Consider the following 17009-nt stretch of genomic DNA (forward strand, 5'->3'; position numbering starts at 1 on the left):
GATATCCGTCACGGATCCCCTCCGTTTTCGGCGTGCGCCCGGCGCGGCGCGGGAGAAGTCCTCCGTTCGCCACAGCTGAGGTGAGTACGCGCAAACGGAGGAGTCCGGGGCCGACACGCCGGCGCGCGACCACGAACGGAGGTCGTTGCGGCGCGCACGCGCCGAACCTCCTCCGTTCGCGCCGAGGCTGCCGCGATGAGCCGGAGAGCGCTCAGCGGTTCTCGCGCGAGATGGTGAGCAGCCGACCGAGTTCCGCCTTCGTGAGGTCGCGCAGCTGGCCGGACTTCAGCGTGCCGAGGTGCAGCGGGCCGAACTGCCGGCGAACGAGCTCGACGACCGGGTGCCCGACCTCCGCGAGCATCCGCCGGACGATCCGGTTGCGGCCCGAGTGCAGGGTGATCTCGACGAGCGAGTCGTCGCCGCGCGGGTTCGACTGCAGCAGTTTGGCTTTGTCGGCGGCGATCGGTCCGTCCTCCAGCTCGACGCCCTTCGTCAGCCGTCCGATGGTCTGCGGTGTGACGACGCCGCGCACGCGAGCGATGTAGGTCTTCGTCACCCCGAACGACGGATGCGCGAGCACGTGCGCCAGCTCGCCGTCGTTGGTGAGGATGAGCAGCCCGGAGGTCTCCGCATCCAGCCGGCCGACGTTGAACAGCCGCTCCGGGTAGTCCGCCGTGAAACGCGACAGGTCGGGCCGGCCCTGCTCGTCGCGCATCGAACTCACAACGCCCACCGGCTTGTTGAGCATCACGTAGCGGCGGGAGGTGTCGAGCTGGACGGCCGTGCCGTCCACCGCCACCTGATCCACCTCCGGGTCGACTCGCGTTCCGAGTTCGCGGACAACCTTCCCGTTGACCGTCACGCGGCCCGCCACGATCATGTCCTCCGACACCCGGCGCGAGGCCACACCGGCGGCCGCCATCACTTTCTGCAGGCGCTCGCCCTGCATCGACTCAGCGGACATCGCCCTCGAACCCGTCCGCGCCATCCGCGAGCAACGGAGAGATCTTGGGCAGCTCGTCGATCGAGTTGATGCCCAGCTGGCTGAGCAGCAGATCGGTGGTGCCGTAGTTGATCGCGCCGGTCTCGCTGTCGGTGAACAGCTCGGTGATCAGGCCACGGCCCAGCAGCGTCCGCACCACGGAGTCCACGTTGACGGCTCGAATGGATGCGATGGCGCCGCGGCTGATCGGCTGCTTGTACGCGATCACCGCAAGGGTCTCCAGTGCCGCCTGCGAGAGCTTGGTCGGGTTCTGCTGCAGCACGTAGTCGGCCACGACGTGGTCGAACTCCTCGCGGACGTAGATGCGCCATCCCCCGCCCACCTCGCGCAGCTCGAAGCCGCGGCGGACATCGCCGCCCTCGCCGTCGAAGTCGGCGACGATCGTGGCGAGCGCCGCCCGGACACGCTTCACCGGCGCTCCGACGGCCGTAGCCAGCGTGACCACACTCATCGGCTCGTCCGCGACCATCAGGATCGCCTCGAGGGCGCGCTCGATCTGCGCGTCCTCGACCGGCGCGGGCACTTCCGTGGTGTCGGTCACCTCGGTCGTCTCGGTCGCGTCCGCGACGTCCGTGTTCTCAACCGTCATAGTCGGCTCCCAGATTCGACAGGTTCTCTTCTGACCAGTGCTCGGCGGTCCACCTCAGCGTGAGCTCGCCGAGTGGCTCCAGCTGCTCGAAGGCGATCGCCGCCCGCCGGTACAGCTCGAGCACGGCAAGGAAGCGTGCGACGACGACGCCCTTCTGCTCGGCGCCGGCCACCAGCTGCCGGAAGCTCATCGGCTCGCCGTGGCGCAGCATCCCGACGACCACGGCGGCCTGCTCACGGATGCTGACGAGCGGCGCGTGCAGGTGGTCGAGCCCGACGACGGGGACCTCGCGCGGCGTCATAGCCAGGGTAGCGAGGGCCGCGAAGTCGTCGAGGCTGAGCGTCCAGACGAGCTCAGGCGTGCGCTGGCGGAACTTGTCCTCCAGACGCACCAGCCGGGCATGACGGGCGCCCTCGGCCTCCAACCGCTGCGCGAACCATGCGGACGCCTCTTTGAAAGCGCGGTACTGCAGTAGCCGCGCGAAGAGGAGGTCGCGGGCCTCGAGCAGGGCGACGTCCTCCGCATCCACCAGCTCGCCCTGGGGCAGCAGACCGGCCACCTTCAGGTCGAGCAGGGTCGCCGCGACCAGCAGGAACTCGCTGGCCTCGTCGAGGCTCTCGTCGGTGTCGAGCTGGCGGAGGTAGGCGATGAACTCGTCCGTCACCCGGCTCAGCGAGATCTCCGTGATGTCGAGCTCGTGCTTGGTGATCAGCGAGAGCAGCAGGTCGAACGGGCCCTCGAAGTCGCCGAGGGAGACACGGAAACCGGACGACTCCTCGGCGGGAAGGGTCGCCGCCGGTTCGGTCGTCCCCGGTTCGCTCGTATCAGGCGACGGCGCCACGGAACACCAGTTCCCGCGCCAGCTGGCGGTACGCCTCCGCCGCCTGGTGCTCGGGCGCGAACTGCGTGATCGGGGTGGCCGCGACCGACGCGTCCGGGAACTTCACCGTGCGCGAGATGACCGTCTCGAGCACGCGGTCGCCGAAGGCATCGACGACGCGCTCCAGCACCTCGCGCGAGTGCAGCGTGCGCGAGTCGTACATGGTGGCGAGGATGCCGTCCAGCTCGATCGCGGGGTTCAGCCGCTCGCGCACCTTGTCGATCGTCTCGATGAGCAGGGCGACGCCGCGGAGGGCGAAGTACTCGCACTCGAGCGGAATGAGCACGCCGTGGCTGGCGGTGAGCGCGTTGACGGTCAGGATGCCGAGCGACGGCTGGCAGTCGACCAGGATCACGTCGTAGTCGTTGGCGACCTTGCGCAGTACGCCGGCGAGGATCTGCTCGCGGGCGACCTCGTTGACGAGGTGCACCTCGGCCGCGGAAAGGTCGATGTTGGCGGGGATGATGTCGAGCCCGGGCGTCGACGTCGTCTGGATCGCTCCCTGCACGTCCGCGTTGCGGTTCAGCAGCAGGTCGTAGATGGTCGTCGCGTCGTGCGTGTGGGCGCCGAGGCCGGCGGACAGCGCACCCTGCGGGTCGAAGTCGACCGCGAGGACGCGACGGCCGTACTCGGCGAGGGAAGCGCCGAGGTTGATGCTGGTCGTCGTCTTGCCGACGCCGCCCTTCTGGTTGCAGAGGGCGATGATCTTCGCCGGACCGTGCTGCTTCAGCGGAGCGGGCACCGGAAACGCACGCTGCGGACGGCCGGTGGGTCCGGGCTTCGTGGCGATGGATGCGACATCCATGCCCGGCAGCTCGGTCTCGACCTCGTCGTTGCGCGTCACCTGGGTGTTCCTCGTCCCTCTCGTGGCCGGTCTTTCAAGGGGACAGTCTATCCGCGCCGTGCCCCGCTTGCGGGGCGCGCGCCCGGCGGTTCGGTACGCTGGCGGCGTGCAGCCGATGCCGTCCGCCCTCGAGACCCCGCGCCTGCGTCTGCGCCCGCGCGATGGGCGCGATGCCGAGTGGAACCTCGCACTGCTCGCCGAGCATCCCCTCGGCCGGGCTCCGGGCTCGGTGGAGGACGAGCGGGAGCGCCTGGATGCGCAGCACCGGCGGTTCAAGGAATCCGGCTTCGGCCTGTATGCGATCGAGCTCGCCTCGACGGGTGAGGCGGTCGGGTACTGCGGGCTCGTGGTCGGGCGGGCCAGCGCATCCCAGCCGGAGATCGCCTACGAGCTGCTGCGGGGCCATGTCGGGCACGGCTACGCGACCGAGGCCGCGGCTGCCGTCGCGGACGCGGCGTTCGACGCGGGGTTCCCGACCCTGTGGGCGACGGTGGCGACGTGGAACGCGCCCTCGTTCGGTGTGCTCGCGAAGCTCGGCTTCGCCGGGACGCGCCGCGCCGGCGGGGACGCACGCTCCGTGTTCGTGTGGCTGCGCTGCCGGGCCCCGCGCCGCCGGCATCGCACGGCTCCGTAGGCGAAGATTTGCGCCAAATCGCGGTTATCGCAGCGCCAAAACCGCTATTTGCGCCAAATCTCGCGACTCCCGACTGCGGGACGGAGGGCGGCTCGCAGGGTTCAGCGGGCGCGGGGATGGGAGGCGGTGTAGACGTCGCGGAGGGTGTCCGCGGTCACCAGCGTGTAGATCTGCGTCGTCGCGACCGAGGAGTGGCCGAGCAGTTCTTGCACGACCCGGACGTCCGCTCCCCCGGCCAGCAGGTGCGTGGCGAACGAGTGCCGCAGCGTGTGGGGCGAGATCTCCAGGTCGAGCTTCGCCCGCTCCGCAGCCGCCCGGATGATCAGCCACACGTTCTGCCGCGACAGCCGCGCCCCGCGCATCCCGAGGAACAGCGCGGGAGTGGCGCGTCCCTTCGCGGACAGCACCGGCCGGGCACGCACCAGGTAGGCGGAGAGAGCGGCCTGGGCGTAACCGCCCAGCGGCACGATGCGCTGCTTGCTGCCCTTACCGGTCAGCCTGACGACATCCGTGTCGATCACGTCGTCGACGTTCAGGTCGACGGCCTCGCTGACCCGGGCGCCTGTGGCGTACATCAGCTCGAGGAGCGCCTTGTCGCGGAGCGCGGCCACGTCGTCGCCGTCCGTCGCGGCGAGCAGCGCCGCCACCTGGTCGACGGTGATCGCCTTCGGCAGGCGGCTCGGCAGCTTGGGCGGGCGCAGGTCGCGGGCCGCGTCGGCCTGCACGCGCCCCTCCTCGAGCAGGAACCGGTGGAACCCGCGGACCGTGGACAGCATCCGGGCGAGGGAGGACGCCGTCAGCGGCGACTCCTCCCGCGTCCCGAGATGCAGGGCGAACTCCGAGAGGGTCGCCGGGGACACGACCGACACATCCCGGATGCCCTGCTCCTCCAGCCAGGAGGCGTAGACGGCCAGGTCGCGGCGGTAGGCGGCCACGGTGTTCGCCGAGAGGCCGCGCTCGATGGCGACATGCCTCAGGAAGGCGTCGACATCGGCCGCGACGGTCATCTCGCGAGCTTGGGGTGGCTCGGCCAGGGCTCGTCCGCCGAGCCGAGCGTGGTCCATCCGCCGTCGCGCGCGGTGCGGGCGGCGAGCAGGGCGATGATCAGCGGAGCGTTGTGGACGCGGCGCTGCAGCACCGCCTCCACCGCCTCGTCGAGGGGCACCCAGCGCACCTCGATGTCGGCTTCCTCGGCCTCGCGGGCGAACGCGGAGCCGGTCGAGTGGATGCCACGGGCCAGGTAGATCCGGATCGCCTCGTCGTTGCCGCCGGGGCTCGTGAACACGTCGGCGAGCACGTTCCACTCGTCGGCCTGGAGGTCGGCCTCCTCACCCAGCTCGCGCTTCGCGGCCTCCAGGGGGCTCTCGCCCGACATGTCGAGCAGCCCGGCCGGGATCTCCCAGTCGCGGTGACGGACCGGGTGCCGGTACTGGCGGATCAGCAGCACGCGGCCGTCGTCGTCGAGCGCGAGGATGCCGACGGCGCCGGTGTGATCGATGTACTCGCGGGTGATCTCGTCGCCGTTGTACCGGAAGACGTCACGGCGGACGTTCCAGATCGCACCCTCGAAAACCGTCTCGGACGAGACGATCTCCGGGCGGAAGGGCTGGTCGTTCAGCTCGGCTGCGGCGGTCTCGACGTTCTCCGTCATCAGGCTTCGGCGACCATCTCGGCGTCCGCCTCGGCGACCTCGAACAGGAGGCTGGCCTTCTGACGGTCGAGGGCGGCGCCGACGAGCCCGGCGAAGAGCGGGTGCGCGCGGTTCGGGCGCGAGCGGAGCTCGGGGTGGGCCTGCGTGCCGACGTAGAACGGGTGGACGTCGCGCGGCAGCTCGACGTACTCGACCAGGTGGCCGTCCGGCGACGTGCCGGAGAACCAGAGGCCCGCGTCGGCGATCTGCTCGCGGTAGTTGTTGTTCACCTCGTAACGGTGGCGGTGACGCTCCGACGCCTCGTTCGAGCCGTACAGCTCGGAGACCAGGGAGCCCTCGGCGAGGTTCGCCGGGTACAGGCCCAGACGCATGGTGCCGCCGAGGTCGCCGCCGGCGATGATGTCCACCTGCTCGGCCATGGTGGCGATCACGGGGAACTCGGTGTCCGGGTCGAACTCCGACGACGACGCGCCGCCGAGACCGGCCTCGTGCCGGGCATACTCGATGACCATGCACTGGAGGCCCAGGCACAGGCCGAGCGCGGGGATGCCGTTCTCGCGCGCGAACCGGAGAGCGCCGACCTTGCCCTCGATGCCGCGAACGCCGAAGCCGCCGGGCACGCAGATGGCGTCGACGTCCGACAGCTGCGCCGCGGCGCCCTCGGGCGTCTGGCACTCGTCGGAGGCGATCCACTTCAGCTTCACCTTGGTGCGGTGGGCGAACCCGCCGGCCCGCAGGGCCTCGGTGACCGAGAGGTAGGCGTCGGGCAGGTCGATGTACTTGCCGACCAGGCCGATGGTGACCTCGTGCTTGGGGTCGTGGACCGACTCCAGCAGGCGCGCCCAGCCGTCCCAGTCGACGTCGGCGGCCTTGTCGAGGCCGAGCTGGTCGATGATGTACGCGTCGAGGCCCTGCTCGTGCAGCATGGTCGGGATGTCGTAGATGCTCGGCACGTCGACGGCGTTCACGACGGCCTGCTCATCCACGTCGCACATCAGCGCGATCTTGCGCTTGTTGCTGTCCGACACCGGGCGGTCGCTGCGCAGGACGAGCGCGTCCGGCTGGATGCCGATGGAGCGGAGGGCGGCGACCGAGTGCTGCGTCGGCTTGGTCTTCTGCTCGCCGGACGCGTTCATGAACGGGACGAGCGAGACGTGCACGAAGAAGCAGTTCTTGCGGCCGAGCTCGTGACGCACCTGGCGGGCCGACTCGATGAACGGCTGCGACTCGATGTCGCCGACGGTGCCGCCGATCTCGGTGATGATGACGTCTGGCGCAGGCTCTCCGTCCGGTCCGGGCTGCGCCTGCAGCCGCATCCGGCGCTTGATCTCGTCGGTGATGTGCGGGATGACCTGGACGGTGTCGCCGAGGTACTCGCCGCGGCGCTCCTTCGCGATGACGTTGGAGTAGATCTGCCCGGTGGTGACGTTGGCCGACTGCCCGAGGTTGATGTCGAGGAAGCGCTCGTAGTGCCCGATGTCCAGGTCGGTCTCCGCACCGTCGTCGGTGACGAAGACCTCACCGTGCTGGAACGGGTTCATCGTCCCCGGGTCAACGTTGAGATAGGGGTCGAGCTTCTGCATGACCACGCGGAGACCGCGGGCCGTCAGAAGGTTGCCGAGGGAGGCTGCCGTGAGGCCCTTCCCCAACGAAGAAACGACACCACCTGTCACGAAGATGTGCTTGGTAGTGCCGTTCGATGTGCCCGCGTCTGAATAATCCACCACGGGCTTATAGCCTATCACCCGCCGGGACTCCGGCTGACCGTCAGCGCCGCGCGGCGGACGCCATGTCGACCAGCTCGCGGGCGTGGGCGAGGCCGCTCTCGGAATCCGGGAGGCCGGAGAGCAGGCGGGCCATCTCGGCGATGCGCTCGTCGCCGTCGAGGCGGCGGACGGACGACTCCGTCACGGCGCCGTCGCTCCCCTTGACCACGGTCAGGTGGTTGGTGGCGAACGCGGCCACCTGGGCCAGGTGCGTGACGACGATGACCTGCGCGGTCTCGGCGAGCCGCGCGAGGCGGCGGCCGATCTCGATGGCGGAGGCGCCGCCGACGCCGGCGTCGACCTCGTCGAAGATGAAGGTGGGCACCGGGTCGCTGCCCGCGATGACGACCTCGATCGCCAGCATCACGCGCGACAGCTCGCCGCCCGAGGCTCCCTTGCCGAGCGGGCGGGGCTCGGCGCCGGGATGCGGCTGAAGCAGGATGGCGACCTGGTCGCGGCCGCTCGCGGTGTAGGCCTGCGGGTCTGCGTCGTCGCGCTGCGTCACCTCGACGACGATGCGCGCGTCGGGCATGGCCAGCGCGGAGAGCTCCTCCGTGACCGCTTCGGACAGGCGTGCGGCGGCGGCCGTGCGCTCGGCGCTCAGGCCGGCGGCGAGCTCGGCGACCAGCGCGGCATCCGCCTCGACCTCCTGCGTCAGCTCTCCGATGCGGTCGGCGTCGCCGTCGAGCTCCAGCAGGCGCAGGCTGCCCGTCTCGAGCGTGCGGATGACGTCGTCGAGGGTCGGGCCGTACTTGCGGATCAGGATCGCGAGCTCCGAGCGGCGCTCCTGCACCACCTCCAGCTCGTTGGCCCCGTCGGCGTCGAGCGCCGCGAGGTAGGTCGACAGCTGCGCCGCGATGTCGGAGATCAGGTAGTTCGCTTCCGCGACCGACTCGGCGAGCGGCTGGAGGGCGCTGTCGTGGGGTGCGACGCGCTCCAGCTGGCGGCGTGCGTTGTCGAGCAGGCCTAGGGCGTCCGTGCCCTCGGACTCCTCGGCGCTCAGCAACTCCCGGGCGGCGCCCGCGGCGAGCCGGAGGTCCTCCAGGTTGGTGAGGCGCTCGGCGCGTTCGGCCAGCTCGTCGTCCTCTCCCGGCTGCGGTGCGACGGACTCGATCTCGGCCATCGCGACCCGCAGGTCCTCCGCCTCACGCGCGCGGCGGTCTTGATCGGCGATCAACTCGTCGAGTTCGGCGCGGTTGTCGCGCCAGCGGTGGAAGACCTGCTCGTAGGTGGCCAGCTGCTCCGCGAACTGCGGACCGGCGAACCGGTCGAGGGCGGCCCGCTGGGCGATCGCCGAGCGCAGCCGGATCTGATCGGACTGCCCGTGGACGACCACGAGCTGCTCGCCGAGCTCGGTCAGCACCGAGACGGGCGCGCTGCGCCCGCCGACGACGGCCCTCGAGCGGCCCTCGGCCGAGACGGAACGGCTCAGCACGAGCTCCGCCTCCGCGGTGTCGATGGGGTCGACGTCGCCGCCGGCGTCGCGAACACGTGCGACGACCTCGCCCGACGACGGCACGCGCCAACGGCCCTCCACCCAGGCCTGCGGACTGCCGAGGCGGACAGCGCCGGTGTCGGCACGCTCCCCAAGCAGCAGGCCGAGCGCCGAGACCACCATGGTCTTGCCCGCGCCGGTCTCGCCGGTGATGGCCGTGAATCCCGCGCCGAGCGGGAGGGAGGCGTCTGCGATGACGCCCAGGTCTTTGATCGAGATCTCCTCGATGCCTCCGCGTGCGTCAGTCACGACCGACCGGCCCCCTCCAACCCGTCACGGGGAGGTCGAACTTGTGCACAAGACGGTCGGTGAAGGGCCCAGGGTGGAGCCGAGCCAGCCGCACCGGGATGGGCGAGCGCCGCACGACGACACGCGCCCCCGGCGGGAGGTCGAACGGACGGCGGCCGTCGCACCAGAGGATGCCGGCGCCGCCCGCACGGTCGAGCAGCTCGACCGCGAGGGAGGAGTCCGCATCCACCACCAGAGGCCGGGAGAACAGGGCGTGTGCGCTCAGCGGCACGAGCAGCAGCGCGGCGACGCCGGGCCAGACCACCGGGCCGCCCGCGGAGAACGAGTACGCCGTCGAGCCGGTCGGCGTCGACATGACGACGCCGTCGCAGCCGAAGCTCGACATCGGGCGGCCGTCGACCTCGATCACGACTTCGAGCATCCGCTCGCGGCTGGCCTTCTCGACCGTGGCCTCGTTGAGAGCCCAGCTCTCGTAGACGACCTCACGGCCGACCTTCACCCGGGCCGACAGCGTCATGCGCTCCTCGACCTCGTAGTCCTTCTCCAGCCCGCGGGCGACCGCGGTCTCGAGGTCGTCGCGCTCGCTCTCGGCGAGGAACCCGACATGGCCGAGGTTCACGCCGAGGAGCGGGGCCGAGCAGCCGCGCACCAGTTCGGCCGCACGCAGGATGGTGCCGTCGCCGCCCAGGACGATGACGAGCTCCAGTTCGCTCGGGGCCACGTCGTCGCCGAGCACCGCCACCGCGTCGAGCGACGGATCGGCCTCCAGCAGATCTCGTCGCTCATCGGCGCTCAGCACCGGGACGACGCCCGCGTCGAGCAGCTGCCGGGACACCCGGACACCCGCCTCGAGGGAGTCCTGACGACCGGTGTGCGCGACGACGAGGATGTACCGCGTCGCTGCACCCATCAGTGTCACGTTCCCTCCTGTCGAAAAGCCGTTCTCCCATTCTGTCTGTTTTCACGCGCAGGGCGAGGCCACGCGGCCAGGTTTGTGGAGAACGTTCACCTAGCGCGAAAGTCGCACGACCTCGTCGCGCAGTCCGGACGGGTCCGGCGCGCCCGAGCGCAACCAGACCAGGAACTCGCGGTTACCGTGCCCTCCGGCGATCGGCGACGGGATGAGGCCCGCCGTTCCGAGGCCGACGTCGTGAGCCGCCCACAGCACGTCGGACACCGCGTCGGCCCGGAGGCCCGCATCCCGGACCACGCCCTCGCGGATGCCCTGCCGTCCGACCTCGAACTGCGGCTTGATGAGCAGGAGGAAGTCGGCGCCGCGGACGGCCGCGGCCACCAGTGCGGGAAGCACCTGCGTGAGCGAGATGAACGACAGGTCGGCCACCACGAGGTCCGGGCGCACGTCGTCGCCGGTCAGACCGGCGAGCACCTCGGGCGAGAGGGAGCGGACGTTGACGCCCTCGTACGATTCGAGGCGCTCCTCCCCCGCCAGCGCGGGCGACAGCTGGCCGTGCCCCACGTCGACGGCGATCACGCGGGCGGCGCCGCGTTCCAGCAGCACCTGCGTGAAGCCCCCGGTGGATGCGCCGGCGTCGAGAGCGATCCGGCCCGCCGGGTCCACTCCGAAGCCGTCGAGGGCGGCGATGAGCTTGTGAGCGCCGCGGCTGACGTAGTGGTCGGCTCCGGCGATCCGCAGTTCCTGCCCGTCGCCGACCTTCGCCGCCGCGCGGACCACCGGCTGCCCGTCGACGGTGACCAGCCCCTCCGCGATCAGAGCGGCCGCGTGCGACCGAGAGCGGGCGAGGCCGCGCTCGGCCAGGGCGACGTCGAGCCGCCGCTCAGCTCCGGCCATGGTCGTCGTCGCCTTCCAGGGTGCGACGGAGCTGCTCGTGGAGGTTCGCGTAGGCGTCGGCCCGTGCGGCCAGCGGCTGCTCCTCGATCACATCCAGCCGGTCGACGAGGCCGCCCTCGCCGACCGATCCCTGCGGTTCATCGGACATGGCTCAACCGTACGTCAGCGCCTCACGCGACGAAGACACCCGCGAGGGTCTTCTTTCCGCGTCGCAGCACCACCATGTCCCCGGGCAGCACCGAGGAGCCGATGGGCTGCTCCGCGTCCTCGACCTTTGCGTTGTTGACGGAGACGCCGCCCTGGGCGACCGCGCGCCGCGCCTCGCCGAGGCTCGACGTCAGCCCCGTGTCGACGAGCGCCTGCGCGACCGTCGTCGACGGCGCGGTGGTGGTCGTGTTGGGGAGTTCGCGGAGGGCGGCCTCGAGCGTCGCCGCGTCCAGGTCGGCCAGTTCGCCCTGGCCGAAGAGCGCCTGGGAGGCCGCGATGGCCGCCTCGGTCGCCGCGACGCCGTGCACGAGCGAGGTGACCTCGAACGCCAGCCGTCGCTGCGCCTCGCGCTTGAACGGCTCGTCGGCCACCTTCTGCGCCAGCTCCTCGATCTCGGCCCTGGACAGGAAGGTGAAGATCTTGAGCCGGTCGATCACGTCGGCGTCGTCTGTGTTCAGCCAGAACTGGTACATCGCGTACGGCGTCGTCAGCGTCGGATCGAGCCAGACGGCGTTTCCCTCGCTCTTGCCGAACTTGGTGCCGTCGCTGTTGGTGATCAGAGGCGTCCCGATGGCGTGAACGTGCGCGCCCTCGACCTTGCGGATGAGCTCGGTGCCGCTGGTCAGGTTGCCCCACTGGTCGCTTCCGCCGGTCTGCAGCACGCAGCCGTACTGGCGGTAGAGCTCGAGGAAGTCCATCCCCTGCAGGATCTGGTAGCTGAACTCGGTGTACGAGATGCCCTCGTCGGAGTTGAGGCGCGCGGCCACCGCATCCTTCTTGAGCATGGTGCCGACCCGGAAGTGCTTGCCGATCTCGCGCAGGAAGTCGATCGCCGACATCGGCGCCGTCCAGTCGAGGTTGTTCACCAGCCGGACGGCGTTGTCGCCCTCGTCGGAGAGGAAGCGGGTGACCTGCGCCTGCAGGTAGCCGACCCACTCCGCGACGGTCTCCTTGGTGTTGAGGGTGCGCTCGGCCGTCGGCCGGGGATCGCCGATCAGCCCGGTGGAACCGCCGACCAGCCCGAGCGGCCGGTGGCCGGCGAGCTGGAGGCGCCGCATGGTGAGCAGCTGCACCAGGTTGCCGAGGTGGAGGCTCGGCGCGGTCGGGTCGAAGCCGCAGTAGTACGTGATCGGGCCGCCGGCCAGGAGCTCCTTGAGGGCGGTCTCATCCGTCGACACGTGGATGAGTCCGCGCCACTTCAGCTCGTCCCAGACGTCGTCGAAGGACGCGTCGTTGGCCTGTGCGGCGAGCCCGTGCGCGCGGACGCTGTCTGCGCTGCTGCTCGGATCGCGGGAGAGGGCGGTTTCTGACACGCGTTCAGGTTATCAGCGGGTGTCCCGGCGGATGCAGCGGGGCGGGCGTCCCTCGATCAGGGCAGCAGACCTGATGTGCTGGTCATCAGGCTGAGAGACCTGATATCATGCTCATCAGGCCCACGGCCCTGATGAAGGAGGCCCGGATGTTCGTGATCACCGCCGACCAGGTCGACAGCCGACGGCGCGCCGACATCGTCGCCCCGACGCTCGACACCATCCATGAGCGCTACGGCGAGCGCCTCGCCCTGCCACCGGACCGCAACGCCGGAGACGAGCTGCAGACGCTGACGGCGGATCCGGCGACGGCACTCGACCTCGTCCTCGATCTCACCCGCGACGGGGCCTGGAGCGTGGGGCTCGGGCTGGGCGACGTGCGCCTCCCCCTGCCGGACAACACCCGGGAGGCCACCGGGGATGCGTTCATCGCGGCGCGCGCGGCGGTCACCCGCGCAAAACGCGCCCCCGCCCGATTCGCCGTCGAGGCGGTCGCCGCCGAGGAGCCCGCAGCAGATGCGGAGGCGCTGCTCACCCTGCTGCTGACCCTCCGCGAGGGGCGCACCGCCGCCGGCTGGGAGCTCTACGACCTCGTCTCGTCCGGACTCACCCAGGCCGAGGCGGGCGCCCGGCTCGGCATCACCCCGCAGTCGGCCAGCGATCGTGCGCGGGCCGGGGCGCTCCGTGCAGAACTGGCGGCCATCCCGGCGCTGACTAGGCTGTTGGCACGTGCCGACGCGGCCCAGGCCGATCGGCGGACAGCCGAGGAGGACGCATGACCACGTGGCCGCCGGTGCCAGTGCTGCTGAACCAGGTGGCGCCGCACGCGCTCTGGGTGCTCGCCCTCCTCCTGCTGCTCGCCTCACTCGGCTGCATCGTGGCCACGTTGCGGACACCGCGTCGCCCGCTGGTCTACTGCGCGACCGCATTGCTGGCCGCTTCCCTGGTGATCGTCCTCATCCCGGCGCAGCACGCGCCCTTCGTGCTCAGACTGCTGATCGGTGCAGCCACCCTCGCCCTGGCGGTGCTCGGCGGCTGGCCCGTCTCGCAACTGGTCCTCGCGCTGGCCACACGCAGCACGACCGAGCCGAGCGCCCACGGCGGCATCCTGGTGCGAGCGGTGACGCCGGAAGGCGGCACGACCACCCGCGAGGTACTCCGAGGCGGCACCACCATCGGCCTTCTGGAGCGGCTGGCCGCGGCCGGGACGATCATGGCCGGCTTCCCCGAGGGGCTGGCCGTCCTGGTCGCCATCAAGGGCGTCGGCCGGTTCACGGAACTCGAGGAGGCCGAGGCGCGCGAGCGCTTCATCATCGGCACCCTGACCAGCATCATCTGGGCGTGCGTCTGCGCGGCCGTCTTCCGGATCGTGGCCGGCTGAACCGCGCCGCCACGGCATCCCGTCAGTCGTCGGACTTGGGATGCCGCTTGTACAGCGAAACGGTGGGGTCGCCCGTCAGCCAGTAGCGCCACGGGTACGCGAGTCCGCCGCCCGCCCCGGAGACTCCCGTCCTCGGTCCGGTCGAGTACTCCGCCTGCTCCGTCGGCAGCAGCAGCTCGAACGGCGGGCCGAAGAGGTCGGCGCCGTCGTCGGCGAGGCTCATCCCGGCGGCGACGACGAGTCGTGCCGGTCCCCGCGCGAGGTCGCGGTGCGGGATGCGGCGGCCGCTGCCCCCGACGCGCCGCAGCTCGGCGAGGTCCTCCCCCTCGATCACCTCCGCCGCGCGCAGCAGCACGGCGGTCGCCTCGCCCTCGGGCGAGCACACGACGTTGGCGCACACATGCATCCCGTACGTGAAGTAGGCGTACAGATGGCCGGGCGGCCCGTACATGACGGCGTTGCGGCGGGTGCGGCCGCGGAAGGCGTGCGACCCGGGGTCGAGGCCGTCGCCGATGTACGCCTCCACCTCGGTGATCCGCAGCCCGACCGTCCCCTCCGGCGTCTCGTGCCGCAGAACGGCGCCGAGCAGCTGCGGCGCGACCTCGAGCGACGACGCCAGGAAGACGTCGCGCTCGGGCCGGTACAGCGTCACGTCAGAAGATCCGGCCGCCCGCGGCGACGGCGACGACCAGCCCGATCACGATGACCGCGACGGCGAGCACCACGACGGCCGGGATGATCCAGGGTCGCTTCCGCTCCGGTTCGAAACGCGCCATCAGACCAGGTCCCTTCTGGATGCGCGGAGGGCCAGCGCGGCCTTCCTCACATGGTCGGTGAGAGCCGCCAGCTGCTCGGCGACACGGTCGGGCGCGGTGCCGCCGACGCCGTCGCGGCTCGCCACCGATCCCTCCACCGAGAGCACGGAGCGGACCTCGGGCGTCAGCAGGGGTGAGATCGCCGCCAGTTGCTCGTCGTCCACCTCGTGCAACTCCAGCCCGTTCTCCTCGGCGAAGCGCACCAGGCTGCCGCTCAGTTCGTGGGCGGTGCGGAACGGAACGTGCTGCTTGACGAGCCACTCGGCCACGTCGGTCGCGAGCGAGAAGCCCTGCGGTGCCAGCTCCGCCATGCGGTCCGTGTGGAAGCGCAGCGTGGCGACCATGCCGGTGAAGGCGGGAAGCACCGTCTCGAGCGTCCGCACCGAGTCGAACACCGGCTCCTTGTCCTCCTGCAGGTCGCGGTTGTACGCGAGCGGCAGTCCCTTGAGGGTGGTGAGGAGACCCGTGGCGTTGCCGATGAGGCGACCGGCCTTGCCGCGCGCGAGCTCGGCGATATCCGGGTTCTTCTTCTGCGGCATGATCGACGAGCCCGTCGAGTAGCCGTCATCGAGGGTGACGAACCCGAACTCGCGCGTGTTCCAGAGGATGATCTCCTCGGCGAACCGCGACAGGTCGACACCGATCTGGGCGGCGACGAACGCGAACTCGGCCACCACATCCCGTGCCGCCGTGCCGTCGATCGAGTTCTCGGAGCTGCGGGCGAAGCCCAGCTCGCGCGCGACGAGCAGGGGGTCGAGTCCGAGGGTCGAACCGGCGAGGGCGCCGGAGCCGTACGGAGAGACGTCGGCCCGGCGGTCCCAGTCGGCCAGACGCTCCAGGTCGCGCACCAGCGGCCAGCAGTGCGCGAGCAGGTGGTGCGCGAGCAGCACCGGCTGGGCGTGCTGGAGGTGCGTACGCCCCGGCAGGATGGCGGCGGGATGCGCGTCCGCCTGGGAGGCGATGGCGTCGATCAGAGCGATGAGCTGCTCGGCGATGACGCCGGCGTGGTCACGCAGGTACATCCGGACGAGCGTGGCGATCTGGTCGTTGCGGCTGCGGCCGGCGCGCAGCTTGCCGCCGATCTCCGCCCCCGCCCGCTCGATCAGTCCGCGTTCGAGGGCTCCGTGCACATCCTCGTCGGTCTCGGCCGCGACGAAGGCGCCGGACGCGACATCGCGATCGAGCTTGTCGAGAGCGGCCAGCATCCCGTCGAGCTCCTCGGGCGTGAGGTACCCCGCCGCGGCGAGCGCGCGGGCGTGCGCCCGGGACCCGGCGATGTCGTACGCGGCGAGCTGCCAGTCGAAGTGGGTCGACTTGCTCAGCGCCGCCAGCTCGGGCGATGGACCGCCGGCGAAGCGGCCGCCCCAGAGGGACCCCTCGCCGGTGCGGCCGACTCCGCCGGTCTCGCCTGTTTCGCCCGTGTCGGTCATGCTGCGGTCTCCTCGTTCTTCGCGAGCAGCCAGGCGAGCAGCGCCTTCTGCGCGTGCAGGCGGTTCTCCGCCTCGTCCCAGATGACGGACTGCGGGCCGTCGAGCACCTCCGCGCTCACCTCGTAGCCGCGGTAGGCGGGCAGGCAGTGCAGGAAGACGGCGTCCGGAGCGGCAAGCCCCATCAGCCGCTCGTCGACCGTGTAGTCGCCGAAGACGGCGACGCGCTCCGCCTTCTCGTCCTCTTTGCCCATCGACACCCACGTGTCGGTGACCATGACGTCCGCACCGGCGGCGGCCTCGGCCGGATCGGTCAGCACCGTCACCGAGCCGCCCGTGCGCTCGGCGATGGCGCGCGCATCCGCGACGATCGCCTCGGCGGGCGCGTACTCCGCCGGCGCCGCGATACGCACGTGCATGCCCGCGGTCGTCCCGCCCACCAGGTACGAGTGCGCCATGTTGTTCGCTCCGTCGCCGAAGTAGCTCATGGTGAGCCCGGCCGTACGGCCCTTGTGCTCGCGCACGGTGAGCAGGTCGGCGAGGATCTGGCACGGGTGGAAGTCGTCCGACAGCGCGTTGATGACCGGGACGCGCGTCCCCTCGGCCATCTCCTCCAGTCCCGCCTGCGCGTAGGTGCGCCAGACGATCGCGGCGACCATGCGCTCCAGCACGCGGGCGGTGTCGGCCAGCGACTCCTTGCCGCCGAGCTGGCTCTCGCCGCTCTGGATGATCAGCGGGCTGCCTCCCAGATCGGCGATGCCGACGGAGAACGAGACGCGGGTGCGCGTCGACGTCTTGTCGAAGATCACCGCGACGGTCTGCGGGCCGGCGAGCGGCTTCGCCGAGAAGCGGTCGCGCTTCAACGCGGCTGCGAGGTCCAGGATCTCCGCCTGCTCGGCGGGCGTGAGGTCGTCGTCGCGGAGGAAGTGCCGGGTCATGCTGGCCCTT

19 protein-coding genes are annotated in these 17009 nt (G+C 71.0%); 3 read left to right on the forward strand and 16 right to left on the reverse strand.

From position 1 onward, the window contains the following. Positions 1–211: 211 nt before the first annotated feature. From BLR91_RS12425 to BLR91_RS12440, 4 genes are read right to left on the reverse strand one after another with little or no spacing between them, the layout of a single operon-like run. A complete protein-coding gene (locus BLR91_RS12425; protein WP_089874978.1) occupies positions 212–964 on the reverse strand; it encodes a pseudouridine synthase in 753 nt (250 codons plus the stop codon). After that, positions 954–1592 carry an SMC-Scp complex subunit ScpB gene (gene scpB / locus BLR91_RS12430; protein WP_089874976.1) on the reverse strand — a complete coding sequence of 213 codons (639 nt, stop codon included), beginning with the start codon at positions 1590–1592 and terminating at the stop codon, positions 954–956. The genes BLR91_RS12425 and scpB overlap by 11 nt, the downstream gene beginning before the upstream one ends. Further along, positions 1582–2433, reverse strand: coding sequence for a segregation and condensation protein A (locus BLR91_RS12435; protein ID WP_089874975.1), 852 nt, complete (start codon positions 2431–2433; stop codon positions 1582–1584). The genes scpB and BLR91_RS12435 overlap by 11 nt, the downstream gene beginning before the upstream one ends. After that, complete coding sequence (locus BLR91_RS12440) at positions 2417–3316, reverse strand: ParA family protein (protein ID WP_018190188.1); 900 nt, start codon at positions 3314–3316, stop codon at positions 2417–2419. The genes BLR91_RS12435 and BLR91_RS12440 overlap by 17 nt, the downstream gene beginning before the upstream one ends. A 115-nt stretch (positions 3317–3431) precedes the next feature. Between BLR91_RS12440 and BLR91_RS12445 the strand changes: the two genes are divergently transcribed. Continuing rightward, positions 3432–3950, forward strand: coding sequence for a GNAT family N-acetyltransferase (locus BLR91_RS12445; RefSeq protein WP_231919000.1), 519 nt, complete (start codon positions 3432–3434; stop codon positions 3948–3950). A gap of 101 nt (positions 3951–4051) precedes the next feature. Here BLR91_RS12445 and xerD read toward each other — a convergent pair whose 3' ends face one another. From xerD to tyrS, 8 genes are all read right to left on the reverse strand, one after another. Next, on the reverse strand, positions 4052–4957 hold the full coding sequence (gene xerD / locus BLR91_RS12450; RefSeq protein ID WP_089874971.1) for a site-specific tyrosine recombinase XerD: 906 nt from the start codon (positions 4955–4957) through the stop codon (positions 4052–4054). After that, positions 4954–5601, reverse strand: a complete 648-nt coding sequence (locus BLR91_RS12455; RefSeq protein ID WP_089874970.1) for an NUDIX domain-containing protein — start codon at positions 5599–5601, stop codon at positions 4954–4956. The genes xerD and BLR91_RS12455 overlap by 4 nt, the downstream gene beginning before the upstream one ends. Continuing rightward, positions 5601–7328 carry a CTP synthase gene (locus tag BLR91_RS12460; protein ID WP_081626597.1) on the reverse strand — a complete coding sequence of 576 codons (1728 nt, stop codon included), beginning with the start codon at positions 7326–7328 and terminating at the stop codon, positions 5601–5603. The genes BLR91_RS12455 and BLR91_RS12460 overlap by 1 nt, the downstream gene beginning before the upstream one ends. Positions 7329–7368: 40 nt before the next feature. Then, positions 7369–9111, reverse strand: a complete 1743-nt coding sequence (recN, locus tag BLR91_RS12465) for a DNA repair protein RecN (protein ID WP_018190183.1) — start codon at positions 9109–9111, stop codon at positions 7369–7371. Next, the gene (locus tag BLR91_RS12470) at positions 9104–10021 is read right to left on the reverse strand and encodes an NAD kinase (RefSeq protein ID WP_018190182.1); all 918 of its coding nucleotides are present in this window, start codon (positions 10019–10021) and stop codon (positions 9104–9106) included. Before BLR91_RS12470 ends, recN begins: the two co-directional genes overlap by 8 nt. A 99-nt stretch (positions 10022–10120) precedes the next feature. Beyond that, positions 10121–10921 carry a TlyA family RNA methyltransferase gene (locus BLR91_RS12475; RefSeq protein ID WP_089874968.1) on the reverse strand — a complete coding sequence of 267 codons (801 nt, stop codon included), beginning with the start codon at positions 10919–10921 and terminating at the stop codon, positions 10121–10123. After that, positions 10908–11069, reverse strand: coding sequence for a hypothetical protein (locus BLR91_RS20180; protein ID WP_172823213.1), 162 nt, complete (start codon positions 11067–11069; stop codon positions 10908–10910). Before BLR91_RS20180 ends, BLR91_RS12475 begins: the two co-directional genes overlap by 14 nt. Before the next feature lie 22 nt (positions 11070–11091). Beyond that, the gene (tyrS, locus tag BLR91_RS12480) at positions 11092–12330 is read right to left on the reverse strand and encodes a tyrosine--tRNA ligase (RefSeq protein WP_442911222.1); all 1239 of its coding nucleotides are present in this window, start codon (positions 12328–12330) and stop codon (positions 11092–11094) included. 218 nt (positions 12331–12548) lie between these two features. Here tyrS and BLR91_RS12485 point away from each other — a divergent pair, with 218 nt between their 5' ends. Next, positions 12549–13217 (forward strand): DNA-binding protein, encoded by a 669-nt coding sequence (locus BLR91_RS12485; protein ID WP_231918902.1) that lies wholly within the window; start codon positions 12549–12551, stop codon positions 13215–13217. Then, complete coding sequence (locus BLR91_RS12490) at positions 13214–13819, forward strand: hypothetical protein (RefSeq protein WP_089874965.1); 606 nt, start codon at positions 13214–13216, stop codon at positions 13817–13819. The genes BLR91_RS12485 and BLR91_RS12490 overlap by 4 nt, the downstream gene beginning before the upstream one ends. A 22-nt stretch (positions 13820–13841) precedes the next feature. Here BLR91_RS12490 and BLR91_RS12495 read toward each other — a convergent pair whose 3' ends face one another. From BLR91_RS12495 to argF, 4 genes are read right to left on the reverse strand one after another with little or no spacing between them, the layout of a single operon-like run. Further along, entirely contained in the window at positions 13842–14471 is a 630-nt protein-coding gene (locus BLR91_RS12495; RefSeq protein WP_089874963.1) for a DNA-3-methyladenine glycosylase, read from the reverse strand. A 1-nt stretch (position 14472) separates the two neighbouring features. Beyond that, positions 14473–14595, reverse strand: a complete 123-nt coding sequence (locus tag BLR91_RS20420; protein ID WP_018190175.1) for a hypothetical protein — start codon at positions 14593–14595, stop codon at positions 14473–14475. Further along, positions 14595–16064: an argininosuccinate lyase gene (gene argH, locus BLR91_RS12500; protein ID WP_089874961.1), complete on the reverse strand. Its 1470-nt coding sequence runs from the start codon at positions 16062–16064 to the stop codon at positions 14595–14597. The genes BLR91_RS20420 and argH overlap by 1 nt, the downstream gene beginning before the upstream one ends. After that, positions 16061–16999: an ornithine carbamoyltransferase gene (gene argF, locus BLR91_RS12505; RefSeq protein ID WP_089874958.1), complete on the reverse strand. Its 939-nt coding sequence runs from the start codon at positions 16997–16999 to the stop codon at positions 16061–16063. Before argF ends, argH begins: the two co-directional genes overlap by 4 nt. Positions 17000–17009: the final 10 nt, after the last annotated feature.

Source organism: Leifsonia sp. 466MF (assembly GCF_900100265.1).
Taxonomy (GTDB): Bacteria; Actinomycetota; Actinomycetes; order Actinomycetales; family Microbacteriaceae; genus Leifsonia.